This window comes from Paracoccus litorisediminis, assembly GCF_009711205.1.
In the GTDB taxonomy this organism is placed as follows: Bacteria; Pseudomonadota; Alphaproteobacteria; order Rhodobacterales; family Rhodobacteraceae; genus Paracoccus; species Paracoccus litorisediminis.
The window spans coordinates 22,006-43,450 of the sequence record NZ_WMIG01000002.1; the positions used below are offsets into that span (position 1 = coordinate 22,006).

At 64.9% G+C, this 21,445-nt stretch carries 24 protein-coding genes; 8 read left to right on the forward strand and 16 right to left on the reverse strand.

Annotation, left to right across the window (positions count from 1 at the left end; genetic code table 11):
* The first annotated feature begins 134 nt into the window (after positions 1-134).
* Complete coding sequence (locus GL300_RS05460; protein ID WP_225612079.1) at positions 135-578, forward strand: hypothetical protein; 444 nt, start codon at positions 135-137, stop codon at positions 576-578.
* A gap of 14 nt (positions 579-592) precedes the next feature.
* Positions 593-934, forward strand: coding sequence for an MliC family protein (locus GL300_RS05465; RefSeq protein WP_170297610.1), 342 nt, complete (start codon positions 593-595; stop codon positions 932-934).
* Between the two features lie 4 nt (positions 935-938).
* Here GL300_RS05465 and GL300_RS05470 read toward each other — a convergent pair whose 3' ends face one another.
* The 6 genes from GL300_RS05470 to GL300_RS05495 form a co-directional block, all read right to left on the reverse strand.
* On the reverse strand, positions 939-2,282 hold the full coding sequence (locus GL300_RS05470; RefSeq protein ID WP_155038599.1) for an esterase-like activity of phytase family protein: 1,344 nt from the start codon (positions 2,280-2,282) through the stop codon (positions 939-941).
* A 96-nt stretch (positions 2,283-2,378) separates the two neighbouring features.
* A complete protein-coding gene (locus tag GL300_RS05475; protein ID WP_155038600.1) occupies positions 2,379-3,140 on the reverse strand; it encodes an ABC transporter permease in 762 nt (253 codons plus the stop codon).
* Entirely contained in the window at positions 3,137-4,078 is a 942-nt protein-coding gene (locus GL300_RS05480) for an ABC transporter ATP-binding protein (protein ID WP_155038601.1), read from the reverse strand. The genes GL300_RS05475 and GL300_RS05480 overlap by 4 nt, the downstream gene beginning before the upstream one ends.
* Positions 4,079-4,237: 159 nt before the next feature.
* A complete protein-coding gene (locus tag GL300_RS05485; RefSeq protein ID WP_155038602.1) occupies positions 4,238-5,011 on the reverse strand; it encodes a lysophospholipid acyltransferase family protein in 774 nt (257 codons plus the stop codon).
* Positions 5,011-5,940 carry a cell division protein FtsX gene (locus GL300_RS05490; protein ID WP_343042904.1) on the reverse strand — a complete coding sequence of 310 codons (930 nt, stop codon included), beginning with the start codon at positions 5,938-5,940 and terminating at the stop codon, positions 5,011-5,013. Before GL300_RS05490 ends, GL300_RS05485 begins: the two co-directional genes overlap by 1 nt.
* The gene (locus GL300_RS05495) at positions 5,937-6,611 is read right to left on the reverse strand and encodes an ATP-binding cassette domain-containing protein (protein WP_192335985.1); all 675 of its coding nucleotides are present in this window, start codon (positions 6,609-6,611) and stop codon (positions 5,937-5,939) included. The genes GL300_RS05490 and GL300_RS05495 overlap by 4 nt, the downstream gene beginning before the upstream one ends.
* A gap of 115 nt (positions 6,612-6,726) precedes the next feature.
* Here GL300_RS05495 and GL300_RS05500 point away from each other — a divergent pair, with 115 nt between their 5' ends.
* Entirely contained in the window at positions 6,727-7,560 is an 834-nt protein-coding gene (locus GL300_RS05500) for a zinc-ribbon domain-containing protein (RefSeq protein ID WP_155038603.1), read from the forward strand.
* Positions 7,561-7,562: 2 nt separating this feature from the next.
* Here the strand turns inward: GL300_RS05500 and GL300_RS05505 are convergent, their stop codons facing one another.
* The 5 genes from GL300_RS05505 to argH form a co-directional block, all read right to left on the reverse strand.
* Positions 7,563-10,070, reverse strand: a complete 2,508-nt coding sequence (locus GL300_RS05505; protein ID WP_155038604.1) for a DUF4175 domain-containing protein — start codon at positions 10,068-10,070, stop codon at positions 7,563-7,565.
* A 90-nt stretch (positions 10,071-10,160) separates the two neighbouring features.
* A complete protein-coding gene (lysA, locus tag GL300_RS05510) occupies positions 10,161-11,426 on the reverse strand; it encodes a diaminopimelate decarboxylase (protein WP_155038605.1) in 1,266 nt (421 codons plus the stop codon).
* On the reverse strand, positions 11,426-11,701 hold the full coding sequence (locus tag GL300_RS05515; RefSeq protein WP_192335989.1) for a DUF2834 domain-containing protein: 276 nt from the start codon (positions 11,699-11,701) through the stop codon (positions 11,426-11,428). Before GL300_RS05515 ends, lysA begins: the two co-directional genes overlap by 1 nt.
* Positions 11,682-11,837 (reverse strand): hypothetical protein, encoded by a 156-nt coding sequence (locus GL300_RS26140; RefSeq protein ID WP_170297611.1) that lies wholly within the window; start codon positions 11,835-11,837, stop codon positions 11,682-11,684. The genes GL300_RS05515 and GL300_RS26140 overlap by 20 nt, the downstream gene beginning before the upstream one ends.
* The gene (gene argH, locus GL300_RS05520) at positions 11,834-13,243 is read right to left on the reverse strand and encodes an argininosuccinate lyase (RefSeq protein ID WP_155038607.1); all 1,410 of its coding nucleotides are present in this window, start codon (positions 13,241-13,243) and stop codon (positions 11,834-11,836) included. The genes GL300_RS26140 and argH overlap by 4 nt, the downstream gene beginning before the upstream one ends.
* A gap of 22 nt (positions 13,244-13,265) precedes the next feature.
* Between argH and GL300_RS05525 the strand changes: the two genes are divergently transcribed.
* On the forward strand, positions 13,266-13,811 hold the full coding sequence (locus tag GL300_RS05525; protein ID WP_394206814.1) for a TlpA disulfide reductase family protein: 546 nt from the start codon (positions 13,266-13,268) through the stop codon (positions 13,809-13,811).
* Here GL300_RS05525 and GL300_RS05530 read toward each other — a convergent pair.
* Positions 13,789-14,370: a DNA-3-methyladenine glycosylase I gene (locus GL300_RS05530; RefSeq protein WP_155038608.1), complete on the reverse strand. Its 582-nt coding sequence runs from the start codon at positions 14,368-14,370 to the stop codon at positions 13,789-13,791. The two genes, GL300_RS05525 and GL300_RS05530, sit on opposite strands and share 23 nt — an antisense overlap.
* 91 nt (positions 14,371-14,461) lie before the next feature.
* On the opposite strand from GL300_RS05530, the gene GL300_RS05535 reads away from it, so the two are divergent.
* The 3 genes from GL300_RS05535 to phbB all read left to right on the forward strand — a co-directional run bounded on the left by GL300_RS05535 (position 14,462) and on the right by phbB (position 17,433).
* Entirely contained in the window at positions 14,462-15,289 is an 828-nt protein-coding gene (locus tag GL300_RS05535; RefSeq protein ID WP_155038609.1) for an EAL domain-containing protein, read from the forward strand.
* A gap of 160 nt (positions 15,290-15,449) precedes the next feature.
* A complete protein-coding gene (locus tag GL300_RS05540) occupies positions 15,450-16,625 on the forward strand; it encodes an acetyl-CoA C-acetyltransferase (RefSeq protein ID WP_155038610.1) in 1,176 nt (391 codons plus the stop codon).
* A gap of 82 nt (positions 16,626-16,707) precedes the next feature.
* On the forward strand, positions 16,708-17,433 hold the full coding sequence (gene phbB, locus GL300_RS05545) for a beta-ketoacyl-ACP reductase (protein ID WP_155038611.1): 726 nt from the start codon (positions 16,708-16,710) through the stop codon (positions 17,431-17,433).
* 82 nt (positions 17,434-17,515) lie between these two features.
* On the opposite strand, the gene GL300_RS05550 is transcribed toward phbB, so the two are convergent.
* From GL300_RS05550 to GL300_RS05560, 3 genes are all read right to left on the reverse strand, one after another.
* A complete protein-coding gene (locus tag GL300_RS05550) occupies positions 17,516-17,680 on the reverse strand; it encodes a YdcH family protein (RefSeq protein ID WP_155038612.1) in 165 nt (54 codons plus the stop codon).
* Between the two features lie 66 nt (positions 17,681-17,746).
* Positions 17,747-18,505: a tRNA1(Val) (adenine(37)-N6)-methyltransferase gene (locus tag GL300_RS05555; RefSeq protein ID WP_155038613.1), complete on the reverse strand. Its 759-nt coding sequence runs from the start codon at positions 18,503-18,505 to the stop codon at positions 17,747-17,749.
* Entirely contained in the window at positions 18,492-18,707 is a 216-nt protein-coding gene (locus tag GL300_RS05560; RefSeq protein WP_155038614.1) for a putative signal transducing protein, read from the reverse strand. The genes GL300_RS05555 and GL300_RS05560 overlap by 14 nt, the downstream gene beginning before the upstream one ends.
* A gap of 75 nt (positions 18,708-18,782) precedes the next feature.
* On the opposite strand from GL300_RS05560, the gene GL300_RS05565 reads away from it, so the two are divergent.
* The gene (locus GL300_RS05565; RefSeq protein ID WP_155038615.1) at positions 18,783-19,784 is read left to right on the forward strand and encodes a polyprenyl synthetase family protein; all 1,002 of its coding nucleotides are present in this window, start codon (positions 18,783-18,785) and stop codon (positions 19,782-19,784) included.
* Between the two features lie 66 nt (positions 19,785-19,850).
* On the opposite strand, the gene GL300_RS05570 is transcribed toward GL300_RS05565, so the two are convergent.
* A complete protein-coding gene (locus GL300_RS05570; protein WP_155038616.1) occupies positions 19,851-21,290 on the reverse strand; it encodes an ammonium transporter in 1,440 nt (479 codons plus the stop codon).
* Positions 21,291-21,445 lie beyond the last annotated feature (155 nt).

A 21,445-nucleotide genomic window follows, 5' to 3' on the forward strand; every position in this document is an offset into this window, starting at 1 on the left:
GGCGATATAGTCCGACTGGGGAGCATTGTTAAGCGGCTTGAGCGAAGTCTTGCACGCACACCGGAACGTCATTTCGTCTTGTGCGTTCGGAAGGGCATATGCCCAAGTGAGTGATGAACAGGATGCACGCCCAGATGAACCGGATTTTTGCCTGCCTTGCAATGTTTCTGACGCTGTCCATGCTGACCGTGCCGGGGGCGCAGGCTCGCACGAATGACAAGCCCATCGTCATCATGAACAACAAGGGCGGCAATGTCGTCCAGACCATGCAGCATCGCGAGAAACTGGTCGCCAGCGGCCGCCCGGTCGAGATCCGCGGCTATTGTCGTTCGGCCTGCACGATGTACATCACCATGCCCAATGCCTGCCTTGGCCGCGGCGCGACCGTGGGCTTCCACGCTCCGCGTATTCCGGGCACCAAGATCATTCCGCCGATCGTCGACCAGCTGATGGCGCGCTATTACCGCAACGGCATCCTGCGGAAATGGAACAGCGAATGGAAACACTCGCTGGAGATGCACAAGATCTCGGCCCGCGAATACGTAAAGCTGGACCCGCAAACCCGGCTGTGCCGCTGATGAAGGGCTCCGTCATGATCCGCGCGACCGTTGCCCTTCTGGCCCTGTCCACGCCGCTGCTGGCCGAGGACCTGACCCTGCCGCTTGATCCCGGCGTCAAGGCCGAGACGATCACCGCCCGCTATTCCTGCAATGGCGGTGCGCCCTTTGAGGTGCGCTACATCAATGCAGGCGAAAACAGTCTGGCCCTTGTGCCCGTGGCAGGTGCAAGCCGTATCTTTGTCTCGACGGTATCGGCCTCGGGGGCGCGCTATGTCTCGGGCGCGCTGGAATGGTGGAGCAAGGGCGACGATGCCACCCTGATCGACACCATGGATGAGGCCGCCACACAGCAATGCGTGGCAGCCCCGGCATAACGCCTTACTTCGCCGCCAGCAGTTCGGGCACGGACAGCAGGATGAATTCGTTATCCGCCGCGCGCCCGATCTCGCGCCCGCCCGAATAGGGCAGGTTGTTGTCATTGGCGACCATGATGTGGCTGTCATCGACCCGCGCCACATCCTCGATGGTGAAGAACGGGAAGGTGAAATTCCCCTGTTCAGGCTTGTGGCCCGGCAGCGCCTTGCCCTCGGGATCGGTGATGTCGAGCAGGTTCACATGGCCGATGCGGCGGATGAAGCCCTGATCGTCGACGCTGGCCGTATCGACCAGAACGATGTTCTTCACGCGGGCGGGCAGAGGATAGCAGGTGGCGGCATCCGCCCCTTCGGCGCAGGCGCGGGCGGCGTCACCTTCGCCATTGTCGCGCTCGATCACCAGGGCGCGGGTATCATCGATGAAGTTGAAATCCCCGATCGCCGTCGCGCCTTCGGCCAGCTTGAAGCGATAGCTGTCGCCGGTCCAATCCGATTTGACCGGATCAAAGGTCATCACGCGCAGGAAGTCGCCCTCGGGCTGGCCATCGGCACCCAGAAGCGGTTTTTCCAGCATGGCCCATAGCAGGCCGGTCTGGGGTTGCAGGGCCATGCCCTCATAGCCGCCCGAGCGTTGGACACGGAAGTCCTTGCCGGGCTGGGCGGGAACGGCGGTTCCGGCAGTGTCGGGGCCGGTCAGCAGCTCACCATCCAGTTTGGTCGCGAAGACGTCCAGCACGCGACCGTCACGGCCGACCCGGATCAGCCAGGGGCCGAATTCGTCGCCGATCCAGATGTCGCCGTCGTGATACTGGATGCTTTCGGGATCGAAATCCGCGCCGGTCAGATAGCGGCTGTCGGTCGCCTCATTGGCGATGCGGAAGGGCACCTTGCGATCGGGATCGCGCAGGAAGACGGTCTCATTGCGCGTGACGGCACCGGTCGCGAAATCGGGTGACATGCGGTGAAAGAACAGCATCGCATCGGGGCTGTTCAGCTTGGTCCCGAAGCCATTGTCGGTCAGCGTGAACCAGCTGCCATCCTCGGCTCGGTTCATGGCAAAGCCCGACATGCCCTGCACCGGCTGACCGATAAAGGGCAGCCTGATCCCGGTTCCGTGGTTGCCATAAGCTTTGCCGGTATCGCCCTCGACGCTCATCGGGGCATCGATACGGGTCTTGCCGGTGAACTTGCCCGACACCCACAGATCGCGTGGCGCGTCTGCGGGCGGCGTGGTCATGGTCAGGGCAGGCAGCACGGCATGACCGGCAAGGCGGGCGGGAAAGGTCTGTTCCTGCGCGATGGCGGGAAGGGCCACGGCGCAGGACAACAAGGCAAGACAAAGACGCATCGGGTAGGTTCCTTGGCAAGAAATCGACCCGCCTCTGCTAGGGGTAGGGCGTGACGCTGATGCTGCGAAACCGTGGCGATTGCGTGACCTGGGCGGTTATTCCCGCAGCCGCCAGCCGGTCAGGAAGATCCAGCGGATCGCGATCAGGCAAACCGCAATCATCACCCCCACGGCGGCCAGCGACAGGCCCACCGGCACGTCGGCCAGATCAAAGAAGCTCCAGCGGAAGCCCGAGATCAGGTAAAGCACCGGATTCAGCTTGGCCACGCCCTCCCAGAAGGGGGGCAGCATCGAGGCCGAGTAGAAGGCCCCGCCAAGGAAGACCAGCGGCGTGATCACCATCATCGGCACGATCTGCAACTGCTCGAAGCTTTTCGCCCAAAGCCCGATGATGAAGCCCAGCAGCGAAAACGCCAGCGCCGTCAGCACAAGGAACGCCACCATCCAGAACGGATGCGCGATATGGACGCCGTTGAACCAGAAGCTGGTCAGCAGGATCACCAGTGCGATCATCACCGCTTTCGTGGCAGCCGCCCCGACAAAGCCCAGAGTGACCTCGATCCAGCCGGTCGGCGCGACCAGATATTCATAGATCGTCCCCGAGAATTTCGGGAAATAGATGCCGAAGCTGGCATTGCTGACCGATTGCTGCAGCACGGTCAGCATCATCAGCCCCGGCACGATGAAGGCACCATAGGCGACCCCCTCGACCGATTGGATGCGCCCGCCGATCGCTGCGCCGAAGACGACGAAATACAGCACCGTGGACAGGACCGGCGAGGCCAGCGACTGCCAGATCGTGCGGAAGAAGCGCGCCATCTCATGGCCAAAGACGGCGCGGACGGACTGCCAGTTCATGCGCGGACCTCCTCGGGCTTGTCCTCGACAAGGGACATGAAGATTTCCTCAAGATTGCTTTGCTTGGTGGCCACGTCGCGCACCGCGATGCCGTGGCGCGTCAGATCGCCCAGCAGCCGGGCAATGCCGGTGCGGGCGGATTTGGTGTCATAGCCATAGCCCAGTTGCAGCCCGTCCTCGCTAAGCGTCAGCCCGCGTTCGGACAGGTCTTCGGGCAGTTCGGCCAAGGGCTCGTACAGGTCGATGGTCAGGTGCTTCTTGCCGAATTCACCCATCAGCTCGGCCTTGGGTTTGACCAGCAGAAGTTCGCCCTTGTTGATGACGCCGATGCGGTCGGCCATGTCCTCGGCTTCTTCAAGGTAATGCGTGGTCAGGATGACGGTCACGCCCTGCGCCGAAAGCTCGCGCACGACCTGCCACATCTCGCGGCGCAGCGTCACGTCGACGCCTGCGGTGGGTTCGTCAAGGAACAGGACCTTGGGCCGGTGCGACAGCGCCTTGGCGATCAGCACCCGGCGCTTCATGCCACCCGACAGCTCACGCGTCTTGGCGTCGCGCTTGTCCCACAGGGCAAGGCTGCGCAGCAGCTGTTCGACATAGGCCTCATCGGGGCCTTCGCCGTAAAGGCCGCGGGTAAAGCGCACGCAGTCCCGCACCGTCTCGAACGGTTCCAGCAGGATTTCCTGCGGGACAAGGCCGATCAGCTTGCGCGCCGCGCGCCAGTCGGTGCGGATGTCATGGCCGCCGACGCGGACCGTGCCACCGGTAGGCCGGACCAGCCCGCAGATGATCGAGATCATCGTGGTCTTGCCTGCGCCGTTCGGACCCAACAGGGCCAGAATCTCGCCCTCTTCGATGTTCAGGGACACATCGTTCAGTGCCGCCGTGCCGCTGCCATAGCGCTTGGAGAGATGGTCGATCTCGATGATGGCGCTCATGCCGCCCTCCTGCTGTCTTGAACCGGACCGGGGAAGGGCACGCATCGGCATGGCCGGGCGCTTGCGGTTCCTGCGGTCTGAAAGAAGGTTCCAGTCGCGGATGCGACCGGGGTTCGTCCGAGATAGGAAGCCGATCCCGCCGGTGCAATGACCGATCGGTCAGCTGTCGGTCAGCACCGCCTGACCGCCCGCCGCGTCGAACAGGCGCATGCTGGTGCCCTCGATCTGTTCGGTCAGCAGCGACAGCACCCGTTCCGAGCGATCGCCCGCCGGAATCGCCGGCAGGAATTCCACCACCGCCGTGCCGCTGCGGATCGGAAAACCGCGCTTGGGCCAGAACATGCCGCAATTGACGGCGACGGGGACGATCGGCAGGCCGGTCTCGCGCTGGATCACCACGACGCCCGGCTTGTAGGGGACGGTGGTGCCGGGTTTCGTGCGGGTACCCTCGGGGTAGAAGATCAGCTGACCCAGCCCGCGCGGGCTGTGATGCGCGGCCTTCACCTCGGAAATGATCTGGCGCAGGGCGTCCTTGCCGCGCGCGCGGTCGATCGGGATGCAGCCGACCTTGCGGGCGAAATAGCCGACGACCGGGACCTTCATCACCTCGCGCTTCATCACGAAGGCGCGGCGCGGGCAGGCCTTGGCGATGGCGAAGATGTCCAGAAAGCTTTGATGCTTGGCCGCGATCAGCAGATCGCCGGCAGGCGGCGTGCCGCGAAACTCGACGCGGATGCCGCAGATGACCCGCGCACCACCCATGAGCAGCTTCAGCCAGCGTTCGCCGACACGCTCGGCATGAGAGGCGTCAAACAGCGTGCGTGGCAGGCCGATGATGCCGACCATCGCGGTCGCCAGAACCGCGTAGATGTAAAAGATCACCGTCCGCACCCAGGTCAGGATGTTGACCGGGCCGGGTTGATACGGGTTCATCAGCGCACCTCACGCAGCATGCGCAGCGCGGCCGAGCGGGTGGCCACAAAGCCGATCAGCCCTGCCGCCAGCGGGATCAGCACCGGCCACAGCCAGCCCCAGCCCTGAAAACCGAGACCGGTCAGGAAGCCGCCCGCCTCGTCGACCGAGGGCAAAGCCCAGATCGCGATCATCCCCAGAACCGTACCAATGGCCGCGCCCGCCGCCGCACGTCGGGTGAAACGGCGCACAAAGGCCGTGGCGATGGTAATGTCGCGCGCCCCGATCAGGCGCAGCACGCGGATCACCTGCCCGTTCGCCGCCAGCGCGGCCTTGGCCGCCAGCGTGATCATCGCCCCCGAGGTCGCGGCGATCAGCAGCAGCGACACCAGCCCCAGCACCCGCAGCCGGCCCGCAGCGCGGACCAGCGGCTCGCGCCAGCGGGTGTGGTCGTCCAGCACCGCACCGGGCGCCTCGCCCTGCAGGCGCAGGCGCAGCGCCTCGGCGTCGAAGCCTTCGCCCGCCTCGCTGACCTCGATCAGGCGCGGGATCGGCAGGACCTCGACGGGGACGTCGGGGCCGAACCACGGTTCCAGCAGCTTCTCGACCTCGGAATCGGGCAATTGCTTGGCATCGGCGATGCCCGGCGTGGTGCGCAGCACCTCCATCACGGTGGCGGTCTGCTGGTCCATCTGCTCGGTCGGAGCGGAAATGCGCACGGTCACCGTCTGCGCCAGTTCATTGGACCAGCGCTCGGCCAGACGGCCCGTGGCCAGCGCCAAAGCCAGCGCAAAGACCGCCAGAAACGCCATCGCCGCTGCGGCAAAGACCGTCAGCTGCGCGGTGATGCCGGTCGGCGGCACCACCCGGTCGGTGCCCATCGGGTCCGGCCTGCGCAGTCCCTGCCACAGCGCCGCAAGGTCTAGGGATTTCAGTTCGCCGTGTTTCACAGGTCCGCCCCCGCAAGTTGCAGCCGTTTCCCGGCGATCCGCAGCACCCGCGCCTGCACGCGCTGCTTGGCGGCGCGGATCAGGTTCAGGTCATGGGTCGCGAACAGCACGGCCTTGTCCGCCTGATTGAATTCGATCAGCAGATCGAGAAGCCGCATCGACATCTCCCAGTCAAGGTTCCCGGTGGGCTCATCCGCGATGACCAGTTCGGGCGTCATGATGACGGCGCGGGCCAGCGCCGCGCGCTGCCTTTCGCCGCCCGAAAGCGACGGCGGCAGCGCCCCCCCGTGCTGGCGCAGTTGCACCCAGTCCAGAAGGTCGCGGATCACATCCGTGTCCACCGGTCCGCCCGCAACGATCTGGGGCAGCGCGATATTGTCGGCGACCGGCATGTGGTCCAGAAATTGCGGGTCCTGATGGACGACGCCCACCTTGCGGCGCAGCGCGGCGATCCCGTCGCGGGACAGCTGGCTGACGTCCTGCCCGAATGCAATCATCCGCCCCGAACGCGGCAGCAGATCCGCATAGCACAGCCGCAGGAAGGTCGTCTTGCCCGAGCCTGAAGGCCCGGTCAGGAAATGAAACGATCCCGGCTGCAGGGACAGCGACATGTCCGCCAGCAGCGGTTCGCTTGCGCCATAGCCAAAGGACAGATTCTGCATCTCGATCACTTGGGGACTCCCTTTTCTCCGGGCTGCTTGGCGCGCGGTTCGCGGCTTGATAGAACAGTCCGGCACCGAATGCGAGATGCACGCCCTGCCAAGACCGGCCAAGAAAGACGATTGAATGCGCCTGACCTGCCCCCGTTGCGGAGCCCAATACGAGATCCCTGAATCGGTGATTCCCACAGCGGGCCGCGAGGTGGAATGTTCGGCCTGCAGCCATGTCTGGCACCAATCGGGCGATGCGGCCCTTTTGTCCACGCCCCAGCCCGCGCCAAAAGCGCAGCCCGAGGCCCCGGCCTATGACGCCGCCGCGCGTCCAACGCTGAACCGTCCGCTGCACGAATCGGTGCTGGCGATCCTGCGCGAGGAAACCGCACGCGAGCTGTCCGCACGCGCCGCCGAATCCGTCAAGCCGCCCGTGGACCGCGCTGTGATACAGGTGACGGCCCCTTCGGCCCCGCTTCCCGGCGCATCCCTGCCCCCGGCTGAGGATATTGAATGGCCGGTCGCAACCGTCATTCTGCCCGGCGAACCGATTGCGCCTGAAGAAACGCCCGAACCCAAGGTGGCAGCCCCCGTCGAGCCGACAGCGGAACCCACCCCGCCCGAGAAACCCGGCCTGCCCGAGAAACCCGGCCTGCCCGATGCCGAGCGCCTTGCCGCAACGCTGATGCGCAAGCCCGCCTTGGTCGATCAGCCTGCGCCGGTCGTCGCGCCCGAACCGGTCAGGACGGCTGCGCCAATCCCGACGCCCCCAGCCGCAGCCCAGCCGCGTCGAGGCTATGCGGCGGGTTTCGGATTGGCCGTCCTGCTGGCCTTTGGACTGCTGGCCGCCTATATGGCCGTCCCCCCTGCTGCCGAATCCGCACCGGAATGGCGCCAACAGATCGACCGCGGCCGTATCTGGCTGCATGACCGGGCAATGACCCTGCGCGGTGCCATCACCGGCGAATAGGCTTAGAAATTGTCAAGCAACCGGTCGAGGTAGTCGCGCTCATCGCGCGGCCGCTCGCGTTCGCCGCTGCGACGACGGATCTCGTCCTGCAGATCGCGGGCGCGACGCGAGGGATCGGTCCCCTCGGCCAAGGGCTCTCCGGTGCTGATCGAGGCGCCATTGCCCGCCGTCGAGCGCCCCAAGGGATCGACCTCGGGCTGATTGCGGAAATCGTCTGCCAGACCGCGCTGGCCGTTCCCCTCGGTCGAGGGGCCTTCGGGCCCGCCCTCCTGCCCGCCCGGCTGGGGCTGACCATCCTGTCCCTGCTGCTGGTTCTGGTTGCTCATCTCGCCAAGGGCACGCATACCGTCGCGCATGTTCTGGATAGCCTGCGCCTGACGCTCCATCGCACCCGAGGCATCACCGTCGCGCAGCGCCTGTTCGGCTTCTTCCATGGCACGGCCGGCATCGTCCAGACTGCGCCGCGCCTGATCCCCCTCGGGGGTGCCGCGTCCGGGCATCAAGCCGCGCTGACGGCCCAGATCTTCGCGCAATTGTCGTTGACGATCAGCCAGTTCCTGACTGTCGCTGCCGCCCTGACCATTCTCGCCGTCGGGCTGCCACTGGCCGTATTGGTCCTGCATCTGGCGCATGGCCTCATCGGCCAGCTTCTGCTGGTCGCGCAGGGTCTGGGACAGGCGGTCCATCGGTCGCTGCCGCCCCTGCCCTTCGCCGCCCTGGCCCTGCGTCACCCGCATGTTCTGCATCATGCGGTTGAACTGCTCCAGCAGCTGCTGCGCCTCTGCCATCCGGCCCTCGTTCATCAGGCGCTGGATTTCATCCATCATCTGCTGGATCTGGTCGCCGGTGATCTGCTGACCCTGCTGCCCCGAGCGGTCGAACTTCTCGGACGGGTCCTGACCCTGCTGGGCCAGCATGTCGGTATAGGCCTCGGTCGCCTCGCGCAGCTCATCCATCAGGCGCTGCACCTCATCGGGGCTGGCGCCATTGCGGATGGCCTCGGACAGACGCTCCTGCGCCTGCTGCATGCGCTCCAGCGCGTCAGCCAGCCCGCCATCCTCAAGGGCGACGGCCGCATCCCACAGCACCTGCGCCAGCTTGTTGCGAGCCTCTTCGGTCAGCGGACCGGCCTCCAGCGTGCCGATGGCGCCGCGCAGCCCCTCGGCCAAAGCCGGGTCCATGAATTCCTCGGGCTGCCAGCTGATCGCACGCAGCAATTGCGCACCCCGCGGGGCGTTCTCGCGCGACCACAGCAGATCGCGCCGCTGCTCGATCAGCGACGCGGCCAGTGGATCGAAGAAACGCCGCCCCGGCAGGACCATCGCAACCGGAGCTGAGACGCCCTTCTGTCCGATGCCGTCCACCACCTCCAGCGTCACCGTGACCGGCAGGTTGGCCCAAGGGTGACGCGACAGATCGGTGACCAACTGCCCGCGCAGGTTCTTGCGATTTCCGCTGGCTGGCAGGGGCAATTCCACCGCAACCGGATCACGTGCCTCGGGCGCGATACCCAGCCCAAAGCGGCGGTCGATCCGGCCCATGTCCAGTGCGATCTGCGCCTGCCCGGATACGACACCATTGTCGTCGCTGGCGGCAAAGGGCTGGATGAAACGCCCATCGGCGCGGCGGTCAGGCGCGACGACCGGCTCGACCCTGGGCGCGGCATCGGGAATGACGGTGATCGGGAATTGCCGCCCGGCAATCTCGACCAGCCCGCTATGTTCGGCCGCAAGCTCGGCGGCCGAGGCGTCCGTGTCAGGCAGCGCCGCGCCAATGCTTTGCGAAAAGGCGATCCCATCGCCATAGAAACGGAAACTCAGCCGCGAGCCCTGCGGCAGTTCCAGCGCATCGCCCTCGGGCAGCGCGTTCAGATAGATCGTCGGTCGCCGCGTATAGGCGGGCGGCTCGGCCCAGCCCTCCCATGAGGGTGCGGCCCCCAGATCCGGCCCGGCCATCGGTGCCGGACGGAAGGTCGCGCCAAGCGCCGCGATACCCTGCCCAATGCGCCCCGAAGGCGCAAAGATCAGCGTCATTGCCACGGCGATCAGCCCGACCAGCCGCAAGGCCATCGGATCGCGCCAGCGCAGCCGGGCATCCGGGATCACCATGCGCGCGGCGCGGGCCTGATCGCGCATATGCGCCTGATGCGCGCGCCACAGCGCGAATGCGCCCTCATCCTCTGCCCCGATCGCGACTTCATCGCGCAGGGCCGAAAGCGGCCGCCCCGGCAATTCGGCATCGACCCGTGCCCGCGCCGCCTCACGCGTGGGCCGCCGGAATCGCCTGAGACCCCAGACAGCAGCGACAACCACCGCCAATGCCAGTCCCAGCATGATCCAGAACAGTACCCGCGACGACGCCAGCTCGGTCGCGCCAAAGGCCAAAGCCGCCAACGCCAACGCCAAAATCACCGTCAATGGCCAGAAGGCATGCGCCAGTTGCTCCCACCACATGCCGGCGCGGGTCAGTTCGACCGCCCGCCGGACATGAAGGGGATCAGGGCCGTGCATCGGCAAGACCCGTATTTCTTCGTTTCGGAAATACCCCAAGGGGGTCCGGGGGGAGGAGCCCCCCGGCAGCAGCATCGCAGGATGGAACGGTTACAGCCATTCCGGGATGGTATCGCGTCCCAGCATTTCCTCAAGCGTCGGTCTTGCACGAATGACGGCGAATTGATCCCCGTTCACCAGAACCTCGGGAACCAGCGGCCGGGAATTGTATTCCGAGGCCATCACCGCGCCATATGCCCCCGCGGAACGCAGCGCGACCAGATCCCCTGCCCCAAGACCGGGCAGTTCCACCGCCTTCTCAAAGGTGTCGCCGGTCTCGCAGACTGGCCCGACCACGTCATAGGGCGCGACAGGCGCGCCAGGAGCCTGCTCGACCACCGGAACGATGTCGTGATGGGCCGAATACATGGCCGGACGAATCAGGTCGTTCATCGCTGCGTCAAGGATCAGGAAATCCCGGCCCTCGCCCTCTTTCAAGTAGATCACCGAGGACAGCAGGATGCCCGCATTGCCCGAGATGTTACGGCCCGGCTCGATCTCGATCTCGCAGCCCAGATCGCCCACCGCGTCGCGGATCACCTGACCGTATTCGATGGGCAAGGGCGGCGCGTTATTGTCGCGGCGATAGGGGATGCCAAGGCCGCCACCCATATCGAGGCGGCGGATATCGTGCCCATCGGCCCGCAGCGCGCGGGTCAGTTCGGCCATCTTGGCATAGGCCAGACGGTAAGGCTCCAGATCGGTCAGCTGGCTGCCGATATGCATGTCGATGCCGACGACCTCGATCCCCGGCAGCGCTGCCGCGCGGGCATAGACTTCGCGGGCCTTGGCGATGGGGATGCCGAACTTGTTTTCCGATTTCCCGGTCGCGATTTTTTCATGCGTCTTGGCATCCACGTCGGGGTTGACGCGCACCGCGATCGGCGCGGTCACGCCCATGCTGCTGGCGACCTGCGACAGCAGTTCCATCTCGGGCTCGGATTCGACGTTGAACTGACGGATGCCGCCTTCCAGCGCCATGCGCATTTCCGCAGCCGTCTTGCCGACGCCGGAAAACACGATCCGCTCGCCCGGCACACCCGCGGCCTTGGCCCGCGCGTATTCACCGGCCGAGACGATATCCATCCCCGCGCCCAGATCGCCCAGCAGCTTCAGCACGGCCAGGTTCGAGTTCGACTTGACCGCGAAACATACCAGATGATCCGTCCAGTCCAGCGCCTGCTGGAACAGCTTGAAGTGACGCGTCAGGGTGGCGGTCGAATAGACATAGACCGGAGTGCCGACCTCGGCTGCGATGCGGGTCAGGGGCACGTCCTCGGCATGAAGAACGCCGTCCACGTAGTTGAAATGGTCCATCAGGTGATCCTGCGAGAGCGGATGAAAAGATAAAGCGGCAGCGCGCAGCCGATTCCCAGCGCCAGTGCCGGGATGGTCAGAAAGGCCAGCCAGTTGCGGCGCACCATGGTTTCGATCAGGCACCAGATCGCCAATGCGATCTGCGCCATGATCTCGGTCCCGCGTGCGCCCGACCACAAAGCCTCGCCCCGCCAAAGCGCGACAGCCGCGCCCAGAACGGCCAGTCCCAGCCAGACCAGCCGCAGGGGCGTCAGCTTAGAGCGAGGTGGTGACACCGACCCGCGCCTCGCCGCTGACATGGAAGCCCGGCTCGGGTGCGGGCTCGGGGCGCGTCGGCGGCCCGTCCACACCACAGGCAGCCAGCGTCGCCAGCATCAGCGCGAACAGCGCCAGCAGAAGGGTTTGGCTCATGCTCTCTCCCCAAGCAGTTCGTTCCAGCGCGCGATCTGGGCGCGGACCTGCGCGGGCGCGGTCCCGCCATAGGACATGCGCGAGGCGACCGAGTTATGCACGCCCAGCACGTTGAAGATATTCGCGGTGATCGCCGGGTTGACCGACTGCATCTGCTCCAGCGTCAGTTCCGGCAGGTCGACGCCCGATTTCTCGGCCATGGCGACCAGCGCGCCGGTGGCGTGGTGGGCATCGCGGAAGGGCAACCCCGCCTCGCGCACCAGCCAGTCGGCCAGATCGGTCGCGGTCGAGAAGCCCGAGCCCGCCGCCGCTTCCAGCCGGTCGCGGTTGGCGGTCAGGTCCGACAGCATCCCGGTCATCGCGGCCAAGGCCAGCATCAGGTTGTCGGCAGCGTCAAAGACCTGTTCCTTATCCTCCTGCATATCCTTGGAATAGGCCAGCGGCAGGCCCTTCATCACCACGAACAGCGCGACGGCGGCGCCCAGAATCCGCCCGATCTTGGCGCGGATCAGTTCGGCGGCGTCGGGGTTCTTCTTCTGCGGCATGATCGACGAGCCGGTCGAGAAGCGATCCGACATGGTGACAAAGCGGAACTGGGCCGAGGACCAGATCACCAGTTCTTCGGCCAGACGCGACAGGTGGACGGCGCAGATTGCCGCGCTCGACAGGTATTCCAGCGCGAAATCGCGGTCGCTGACGGCATCAAGGCTGTTCGCCATGGGCCGGTCAAAGCCCAGTGCCGCGGCGGTCGCATGGCGGTCGATCGGGAAGCCCGTCCCGGCCAGTGCGGCAGCACCCAAGGGGGATTCGTTCATGCGTTTGCGGGCATCTCGGAAGCGCGACAGGTCGCGGCCGAACATCTCGACATAGGCCATCATGTGATGGCCCCAGGTCACCGGCTGCGCGGTCTGCAGATGGGTGAAACCGGGCATGACCCAATCCGCACCCTTCTCGGCCTGACCCAGCGCCGCCCGGATCAGCGCATCAAGGCCCTCAATCGTCGCGTCGCATTGGTCGCGCACCCACAGCCGGAAATCGGTCGCCACCTGATCATTGCGCGAGCGCGCGGTGTGCAGCCGGCCCGCCGGTTCGCCGATGATCTCTTTCAGGCGCGATTCCACATTCATGTGAATGTCTTCCAGCGCGGTCGAGAACGGGAAGCCGCCCTTCTCGATCTCTGACAAGACCGTGAGAAGCCCTTCCCCGATCGCCTCGGCATCGCTAGTGCTGATGATGCCTTGTGCGGCAAGCATCGCCGCATGGGCGCGGCTGCCCCGGATGTCCTGGGCATAGAGCCGCTGGTCGAACCCGATCGAGGCATTGATCGCCTCCATGATCGCGTCCGGACCGGCGGCAAAACGTCCACCCCACATCTGGTTGGCGGTGCTGGCGGGCTGCTCGGTCATGGCTGGTCCTTCGGGGGGTGGAATGCTGCGTTCGCTGGTTCTTTATACGGCACTGCTGATTGGTGCAAACCCGGCCTTCGGCGGAGAAATCGACTGGCAGGCCGCGCATGACGGCGGGCTTGCGAAACTCGCCCAAACCGACGCGACCCCGGTACCGGAAACCACCTTCACCGATCCCGATGGCGGCACCCATTCGCTGAAGGATTACCGCGGCAAGGTCGTGCTTCTGAACTTCTGGGCCACCTGGTGCGCCCCCTGCCGCGAGGAGATGCCCTCGCTCGACGCGTTGCAGGCCGAGCTGGGCGGCGAGGATTTTCAGGTCGTGGCCATTGCCGCGGGCCATAACCCGCCGCCTGCGATCAAGAAGTTCCTGACCGAGGCCAAGGTGGAAAACCTGCCGGTCCTTCTGGACCCACGCCAGACGCTGGCGCGGGAAATGGGCGTGATGGGCATGCCGGTGACCGTGCTGATTGACCGCGACGGCAATGAGATCGCCCGGCTGATCGGCGGCGCGGACTGGTCCTCGGACGCGGCCAAGGCGCTGATCAGACAGGCGACAGCGCCCTGACCCTTGCGTGGCTTGGGCAGATCGCGATGTGGTCGTTGACCAGCCCGCAGGCCTGCATGAAGGCATAGGTAATGACCGGGCCGCAGAACTTGAAACCGCGCTTCTTCAACTCCTTGGCCATGGCCTCGGATTCCGGGGTCTTGGTCGGAACCTCGGCAAGGCTGGCACGGGACTGCTGCAGCGTCTGGCCACCGACAAAGGACCAGATGAAGGGCGAAAACCCCTCATTCGCCTCGATCTCCAGATAGGCGCGCGCACCGGTGACGGTGGCCTCGATCTTGCCACGATGGCGGATGATGCCGGGGTTCTGCAGGGCACGGGCAATTTCGGGTTCCCCCCAGCGGGCGACACGCTCGGGGTCGAAGCCGTCGAAAACCTCGCGGAATGCGTCGCGCTTGCGCAGGATGGTGATCCAGCTAAGGCCCGCCTGAAACCCGTCCAGCACCAGCTTTTCCCATAGCGCGCGGGGGTCGCGCTCGGGGACGCCCCATTCCTCGTCGTGATAGGCCACATAAAGCGGATCGCTTCCGCACCAGCCGCAGCGCGTGCCTTCGGTCATCATCCATTAACCTCGAGTCGAGAAACCTGCCCGGTTTTACCCGATGTTAGGAGATCATCGCCAGACTTCCGCCGAAGACAGGAGGCAGCGCATGACAGATCACTTGGACCATCGACAGGAATTCGGCTCTCCGCTGGATTACATGGTCGATCAGCAATCGCGCATGACGATGGCGACCGTGCGCCGTGCCGTCGCGCGCGGGGATGCGGTTCTGGCCTATCAGCCGGTGGTGCAATCCGATCGCCTCGGCCGCGCCGCCTTTCATGAGGGGGTGATCCGAATCATCGATGAAACCGGGCGGGTCGTGCCGCTGCATGATTTCATGCATCTGGCCGAGACGACCGAGCTGGGTCGCCAGATCGACTGCCTTGCGCTGGATCTGGGGCTGAAGACGCTGGCCGAGGATGCCTCAATCCGGCTGTCGATCAACATGTCGGCGCGCTCGATCGGCTATCCGACATGGATGCGCATGGTCCGCGACGGAATCGGCCATGACCCAAGCCTGGCCGAGCGGCTGATCTTCGAGATATCCGAGACCTCGGCGATGGGCATGCCGGAAGTGGTCGGCCCCTTCATGCGAGAGCTGCAATCCCATGGCGTCAGCTTCGCGCTGGACGATTTCGGCTCGGGCTACACCTCGTTCCGTTACCTGCGCGACTTCTGTTTCGACATGATCAAGATCGACGGCCAATTCATCCGAGAGATCGCGACTCAGCGCGACAATCAGGTGCTGGCCCGCGCCCTGCAATCGATTGCCCATCACTTCGACATGTTCACCGTGGCGGATTCCGTCGAATCGGCCGAGGACGCGGCCTTCCTGATCGACATGGGAATCGACTGCATGCAGGGTTTTTATTTCGGCGGTCCGACCCTTATGCCGCCATGGCGGTCACCCGGTTCGGCCGCTGTCCGAGCTTGAAAACGCTGGATTTATCCACACAGTTTGTTTATTTTTCAGGCAAATAATCCGCCTCGCATTCGGTTGATTAAGTCGTGATCAGTTATCTTGACCTTGCGGCATGAAACCGAAACTGTGCCCTGACGCTGAAGCCATTCGGCACTCAGGGAAGGAGCCTGACATGACCAAAGCAGTGATCGTATCTGCGGCCCGTACTCCGGTCGGAAGTTTCCTCGGATCATTCGCCAATACCCGCGCCGACGACCTTGGCGCCATCGTGCTCAAGGCTGTGATCGAGCGGGCTGGTATCGATCCGTCCGAGGTCTCGGAAACCATTCTTGGTCAGGTCCTGACCGCGGGTCAGGGACAGAACCCCGCCCGGCAGGCCCATATCAAGGCCGGGCTGCCCAAGGAATCGCCCGCATGGCTGATCAACCAGGTCTGCGGCTCGGGCTTGCGGACGGTGGCACTGGCCGCCCAGCAGGTCATCCTGGGCGACGCCAAGATCGTGATCGCGGGTGGGCAGGAATCCATGTCGCTTGCCCCGCATGCGGCCTATATCCGCGCCGGGCAGAAGATGGGCGACATGAAGATGCTCGACACCATGATCCGCGACGGGTTGTGGGATGCCTTCCACGACTACCACATGGGCCAGACCGCTGAAAACGTCGCGGCCAAGTGGGAAATCTCGCGTGGCGCGCAGGACGAATTCGCCGTCGCCTCGCAGAACAAGGCCGAGGCCGCGCAGAAGGCCGGGCGTTTCGCCGATGAGATCGTCCCCGTCACCATCAAGGGCCGCAAGGGAGATACCATCGTCGACACCGACGAATATGTCCGCCACGGTGCCACGCTGGATGCGATGGAAAAGCTGCGCCCCGCCTTCACCAAGGACGGCACCGTGACCGCCGCCAACGCCTCGGGGCTGAATGACGGTGCCGCGGCGGTGCTGGTCATGTCCGAGGATGAGGCCGCGCGGCGTGGCCTGACCCCGCTGGCGCGGATTGCGTCCTATGCCTCCGTCGGCGTCGATCCGTCGATCATGGGCTCGGGTCCTATCCCGGCCAGCCGTCTGGCGCTGGAAAAGGCCGGCTGGGGCGTCGGTGACCTGGATCTGGTCGAAGCGAACGAAGCCTTTGCCGCCCAGGCCTGCGCCGTCAACAAGGACATGGGCTGGGACCCGTCGATCGTGAACGTGAACGGCGGCGCCATCGCAATCGGCCACCCGATCGGGGCCTCGGGCGCGCGTATCCTGAACACCCTGCTGTTCGAACTGCAGCGTCGCGGCGGGAAAAAGGGCCTGGCCACGCTGTGCATCGGCGGTGGCATGGGCGTGGCGCTTTGCATCGAGCGGCCCTGAGTTTTCGGCGCGCGACCCGCTCGCGCGCCGGGCACGACGAATTCAATTCCTGAAGCTGAATTTCTGAATGGGGGGAATGATTATGGGCAAGGTTGCTCTGGTTACGGGCGGATCGCGCGGCATCGGTGCCGCGATCTCGAAGGCGCTGAAGGAGGCGGGCTACGAGGTCGCGGCGAATTACGCCGGCAATGACGACGCCGCCCGCGCCTTTACCGAGGAAACCGGCATCAAGACCTACAAATGGTCGGTCGCCGATTACGAGGCCTGCGAGGCCGGGATCAAGCAGGTCGAAGAGGAATTGGGCCCCATTGCCGTGCTGGTCAACAATGCCGGCATCACGCGGGACGCAATGTTCCACAAGATGACCCCCCAACACTGGAAAGAGGTCATCGACACCAACCTGACCGGGCTGTTCAACATGACCCATCCGGTCTGGACGGGCATGCGCGACCGCAAATATGGCCGCATCGTCAACATCAGCTCGATCAACGGCCAGAAGGGTCAGGCCGGACAGGCCAACTATTCGGCGGCCAAGGCGGGCGATATCGGCTTTACCAAGGCGCTGGCTCAGGAAGGGGCGCGCGCGGGCATCACCGTCAACGCGATCTGCCCCGGCTATATCGGCACCGAAATGGTCCGCGCCATCGACGAGAAAGTCCTGAACGAGCGTATCATCCCGCAGATCCCCGTCGGCCGTCTGGGCGAGCCCGAGGAAATCGCGCGCTGCGTCGTTTTCCTTGCCTCTGAGGATGCGGGCTTCATCACCGGCTCGACGATCTCGGCCAATGGCGGCCAGTTCTTCGTCTGAGTGATTCCCCTGAAAATGGAAACGGCCCGCATCCCGCGGGCCGTCTTCATTTCAGCTTGCCGTGTCGACGGTCATCTCGACGTCAATGCGACAGGCGCGCGATCTCTTCCTTGAGGCGCAACTTTTCCTTTTTCATCTGCGCGATCGAAAGATCGTCCATGCCGGGGCAACGCGCGGCCGCCTCGATTTGAGTGGACAGTGACTGATGTTTACGGCGGAGCTCCTGAACATGGGATTCAACCGACATTTCGTCCTCCTGGATTGATCGAACGAGGGCGATTGCAACACAGAATCGTCACATTGTCACCGGGATTCACCGGTCCCGCAGGTTGAGCGCGACTCCTTGCCGCAAGACCGCGTGGGCTTCCGCCGAAAGGTCTTCGCCATCGGTCAAATGTGACGGTTTTTCATGCATGATAAAGGGAAACAGCAGCCGTGGCGGGGTACGCGCCCCCTTGCGCGCAAGGACGATCACGCGCCCTGCCTCTCGCCCGGTGCGGGCGCTGACTGGCAAAATTGTGATCTCGCCGGCGCGCGCCCCAAGATTGGCCAGAATCTCGGCCAGACGTTCGGCGCGGTGGATCAGGGTCAGCCAACCGCCGGGCTGCAAGCGGCGCAATCCGCATTCGATCCACAGCGACAGCGGCACATCCTCATGGCGCGCGGTGCCGCGTCCGGCATCCGGGGCAATGGTGCCGCTGGCGAAATAGGGCGGGTTGGCGATGACGTGATCGAAGCTGTGCGACCGCAGCGCCGCGGGCATATGGGTCAGGTCGCCCTCAATGATCGTCGCGGGCAGGCCATTCGTCTTGGCGTTCTGTCGGGCCAGATCGGCATAGCCCGGCTGCAATTCCAGCCCCGTCAGCTGCAGGTCATCGACCCGCGCGCCAAGGCACAGCAGCGCCACCCCTGCCCCGCAGCCCAGCTCCAGCACGCTTTCGCCGGATTTCGCCGGGCAAGCGGCGGCCAGCATGACCGCATCCGCCCCGGCACGGTAGCCTACGACGGGTTGGGTGATGGTCAGCCTGCCGCCCAGAAAGCCGTCGGCCCGCAGGGCGTCAGCGCGCGTCATGGATGTCATTGTCGCGCAGGATGGCACTGGCCATGAAATGATCCCGATCCGCGACCATCAGCCGTCGCGGCAGGATTCCCAGCGATCCCTCCAGCACGCTCATGTGCTGATCCAGTGCAAAAGCCGGGATTCCCTCGGCTTCAAGCAGGTCGGTCGCCCGCGCGATCAGCAGCGGATTTGTGGTGCGCAAAAGTTCCTTCATGGCGCCAAAGGGTAAGCTGCGGTTGCGTATGTGTCCATGCCGTGGCAATGGCTTGCAGGCGAAAGGGAATGGCACATGGGCATGAACGAAAACGTCTCGAAGCCGCTCGACCGGCTTTCCAATGAACTGGCCGGCGACATGGCAGCGGTCAATGCGCTGATCCGCGAGCGGATGGCCAGCCGGCATGCGCCCCGCATTCCCGAGGTGACCGCGCATCTGGTCGAAGCGGGCGGCAAGCGATTGCGGCCAATGCTGGTGCTGGCTGCGGCGCGGCTGTGCGGCTATCAGGGCGACAGCCATGTGCTGCTGGCTGCTGCAGTCGAATTCATCCACACCGCGACCCTGCTGCACGACGATGTCGTCGATGAAAGCCAGCAGCGCCGGGGCCGTCCCACAGCCAACCTGTTGTGGGACAACAAGTCCAGCGTGCTGGTCGGCGATTACCTGTTCGCGCGCAGCTTCCAGCTGATGGCCGATACCGGCAGCATGCAGGTCATGCGTATTCTGGCCAATGCCAGCGCCACCATTGCCGAAGGCGAGGTGCTGCAGCTGACCGCTGCGCAGGACATCGCGACGACCGAAGACACCTATATCCAGATCGTGCGCGGCAAGACCGCGGCGCTGTTCTCGGCCGCGACCGAGGCCGGGGCGGTGATCTCGGGGGTCGAGGCACCCGTGCAGCAGGCGCTGTTCGATTACGGCGATGCGCTGGGGATTGCCTTCCAGATCGTCGACGACCTGCTGGATTACGGCGGCAGCACCACCACCATCGGCAAGAATGTCGGCGACGACTTCCGCGAGCGCAAGCTGACCCTGCCGGTCATCAAGGCGATTGCCGCCGCCGATGACGAGGAGCGCGCCTTCTGGACCCGCACCATCGGCAAGGGCCAGCAGGATGAGGGCGATCTGGACACCGCGCTGGCGATCCTCAAGCACCGTGGCGCGCTGGATGCCGCCCGCGCCGACGCCATCGCCTGGGCCGAACGCGCCAAGGCGGCGCTGGATCTGGCCCCTGCGCATCCCTTGCGCGACATCCTGTCGGATCTGGCGGATTACGTGGTCTCTCGTCTGTCGTGATCGCGATCCACTGAAACGCAAAAAGCCCGGCTTGTGCCGGGCTTTTCCATTTCAGGGACAAGCCCCTTAGTTGTTGTAGGCGTTCTCGCCATGGGTGGTGATGTCCAGACCCTGACGCTCGTCATTGGCGGGCACACGCAGGCCGACCACGGCCTTGACGATCAGCAGCGCGACGAAGGACACGACCGCCGACCAGACCACCGCGACCACGACACCCATGGTCTGGGTCATGACCTGAGCCGAGATGCTGTAGCCCTCGGCCACGGCACCGGTCGAGTAGTCGAAGACACCCGTGCCACCCAGCGACGGCGCAGCGAAGACGCCGGTCAGGATCGCGCCGATGATGCCGCCGATTCCGTGGATGCCGAAGACATCAAGGCTCTCGTCGATGCCCAGTTTCGATTTCAGGCTGACCACGAACCACATGCAGGCGAAACCGGCGACCAGACCGATGACGATGGCGCCCATCGGGCCGACGAAACCGGCTGCCGGGGTAATGCCAACCAGACCGGCGATCGCACCCGAAACGCCGCCCAGCAGCGAGGGATGGCCGCGGAACAGCCACTCGCCAAAGGCCCATGCCAGTGCAGCGGCAGCGGTGGCGACAACGGTGTTCAGCAGGGCCAGCGCGGCCGTGCCGGTGGCTTCCATGTTCGAACCGGCGTTGAAACCGAACCAGCCGATCCACAGCAGGCAGCCGCCCAGCAGGGTGAAGGGCAGGTTGTGCGGGGCCATCAGTTCCTTGCCATAGCCAAGGCGCGGCCCGACCATGATCGCGGCAACAAGGCCCGCAATACCGGCGTTGATGTGGATGACCGTGCCGCCGGCGAAGTCCAGATCGCCATGGCCGAACAGGTAGCCCGAGGGCGCGTCATAGGCGCTGGGACCGCCCCACCACCAGACCATGTGGGCCATCGGCAGGTACGAGAAGAAGAACCAGATCACCACAAAGATCAGGATGGCCGAGAATTTCATCCGCTCGACCGTGGCGCCGACGATCAGTGCCGAGGCGATGCAGGCAAAGGCCAGCTGGAAGGTGACGAAGACATATTCCGGCACAAAGACGTTCTGGGTGAAGGTCTCGGCCAGCGAACCGGGGTTCACGCCCGCAAGGAAGGCTTTGGACAGACCGCCGATGAACGGGGTCAGCGCGGTCGCATCTTCGGCCGCACCAGCGCCGGTGAAGGCCAGCGAATAGCCAAAGCAGACCCACAGCAGGGCCATGACGCAGAAAATGGTGAAGACCTGCATCAGCACAGACAGCATGTTCTTGGTGCGGACCAGACCGCCATAGAACAGGGCAAGCCCCGGCACCGACATCATCATGACGAGGATGGCCGAGATCATCATCCAGGTGGCATCGCCCTTGTCGACGATGGGGGCAACGGTTTCGGCGACTGCCGCGGCCGCATCGGCCGCCTCTTGCGCTGTCGCCGGCACGGCCAGCCCGGCAAGCGGGAGGGCAAGCGCCGGGATCATTCTATTGATCGCGGTTAGTCTGTTCATGTTTCCTGCACCTTTTCTCTGCGTCGCAGCAGTTCCGATGGTCAGGAAACGCGCGGCATTCCGCTCAGCACAAGACTTGTGCAGGAAATGTGCGCGACCCGGTCACGACAAGCCCAATATTTCATCAGCGGTTGCCCGCTTTGCAAGCTGGTGTG

Excerpts from the sequence above, each read along its gene's own strand:
- GL300_RS05460 (WP_225612079.1), top strand. The coding sequence starts at position 135 with ATGAACCGGATTTTTGCCTGCCTTGCAATGTTTCTGACGCTGTCCATG.
- GL300_RS05465 (WP_170297610.1), top strand. The coding sequence starts at position 593 with ATGATCCGCGCGACCGTTGCCCTTCTGGCCCTGTCCACGCCGCTGCTG.
- GL300_RS05470 (WP_155038599.1), bottom strand. The coding sequence starts at position 2,282 with ATGCGTCTTTGTCTTGCCTTGTTGTCCTGCGCCGTGGCCCTTCCCGCC.
- GL300_RS05475 (WP_155038600.1), bottom strand. The coding sequence starts at position 3,140 with ATGAACTGGCAGTCCGTCCGCGCCGTCTTTGGCCATGAGATGGCGCGC.
- GL300_RS05480 (WP_155038601.1), bottom strand. The coding sequence starts at position 4,078 with ATGAGCGCCATCATCGAGATCGACCATCTCTCCAAGCGCTATGGCAGC.
- GL300_RS05485 (WP_155038602.1), bottom strand. The coding sequence starts at position 5,011 with ATGAACCCGTATCAACCCGGCCCGGTCAACATCCTGACCTGGGTGCGG.
- GL300_RS05500 (WP_155038603.1), top strand. The coding sequence starts at position 6,727 with ATGCGCCTGACCTGCCCCCGTTGCGGAGCCCAATACGAGATCCCTGAA.
- GL300_RS05505 (WP_155038604.1), bottom strand. The coding sequence starts at position 10,070 with ATGCACGGCCCTGATCCCCTTCATGTCCGGCGGGCGGTCGAACTGACC.
- lysA (WP_155038605.1), bottom strand. The coding sequence starts at position 11,426 with ATGGACCATTTCAACTACGTGGACGGCGTTCTTCATGCCGAGGACGTG.
- GL300_RS26140 (WP_170297611.1), bottom strand. The coding sequence starts at position 11,837 with ATGAGCCAAACCCTTCTGCTGGCGCTGTTCGCGCTGATGCTGGCGACG.
- argH (WP_155038607.1), bottom strand. The coding sequence starts at position 13,243 with ATGACCGAGCAGCCCGCCAGCACCGCCAACCAGATGTGGGGTGGACGT.
- GL300_RS05525 (WP_394206814.1), top strand. The coding sequence starts at position 13,266 with ATGCTGCGTTCGCTGGTTCTTTATACGGCACTGCTGATTGGTGCAAAC.
- GL300_RS05530 (WP_155038608.1), bottom strand. The coding sequence starts at position 14,370 with ATGACCGAAGGCACGCGCTGCGGCTGGTGCGGAAGCGATCCGCTTTAT.
- GL300_RS05535 (WP_155038609.1), top strand. The coding sequence starts at position 14,462 with ATGACAGATCACTTGGACCATCGACAGGAATTCGGCTCTCCGCTGGAT.
- GL300_RS05540 (WP_155038610.1), top strand. The coding sequence starts at position 15,450 with ATGACCAAAGCAGTGATCGTATCTGCGGCCCGTACTCCGGTCGGAAGT.
- phbB (WP_155038611.1), top strand. The coding sequence starts at position 16,708 with ATGGGCAAGGTTGCTCTGGTTACGGGCGGATCGCGCGGCATCGGTGCC.
- GL300_RS05550 (WP_155038612.1), bottom strand. The coding sequence starts at position 17,680 with ATGTCGGTTGAATCCCATGTTCAGGAGCTCCGCCGTAAACATCAGTCA.
- GL300_RS05555 (WP_155038613.1), bottom strand. The coding sequence starts at position 18,505 with ATGACGCGCGCTGACGCCCTGCGGGCCGACGGCTTTCTGGGCGGCAGG.
- GL300_RS05560 (WP_155038614.1), bottom strand. The coding sequence starts at position 18,707 with ATGAAGGAACTTTTGCGCACCACAAATCCGCTGCTGATCGCGCGGGCG.
- GL300_RS05565 (WP_155038615.1), top strand. The coding sequence starts at position 18,783 with ATGGGCATGAACGAAAACGTCTCGAAGCCGCTCGACCGGCTTTCCAAT.
- GL300_RS05570 (WP_155038616.1), bottom strand. The coding sequence starts at position 21,290 with ATGAACAGACTAACCGCGATCAATAGAATGATCCCGGCGCTTGCCCTC.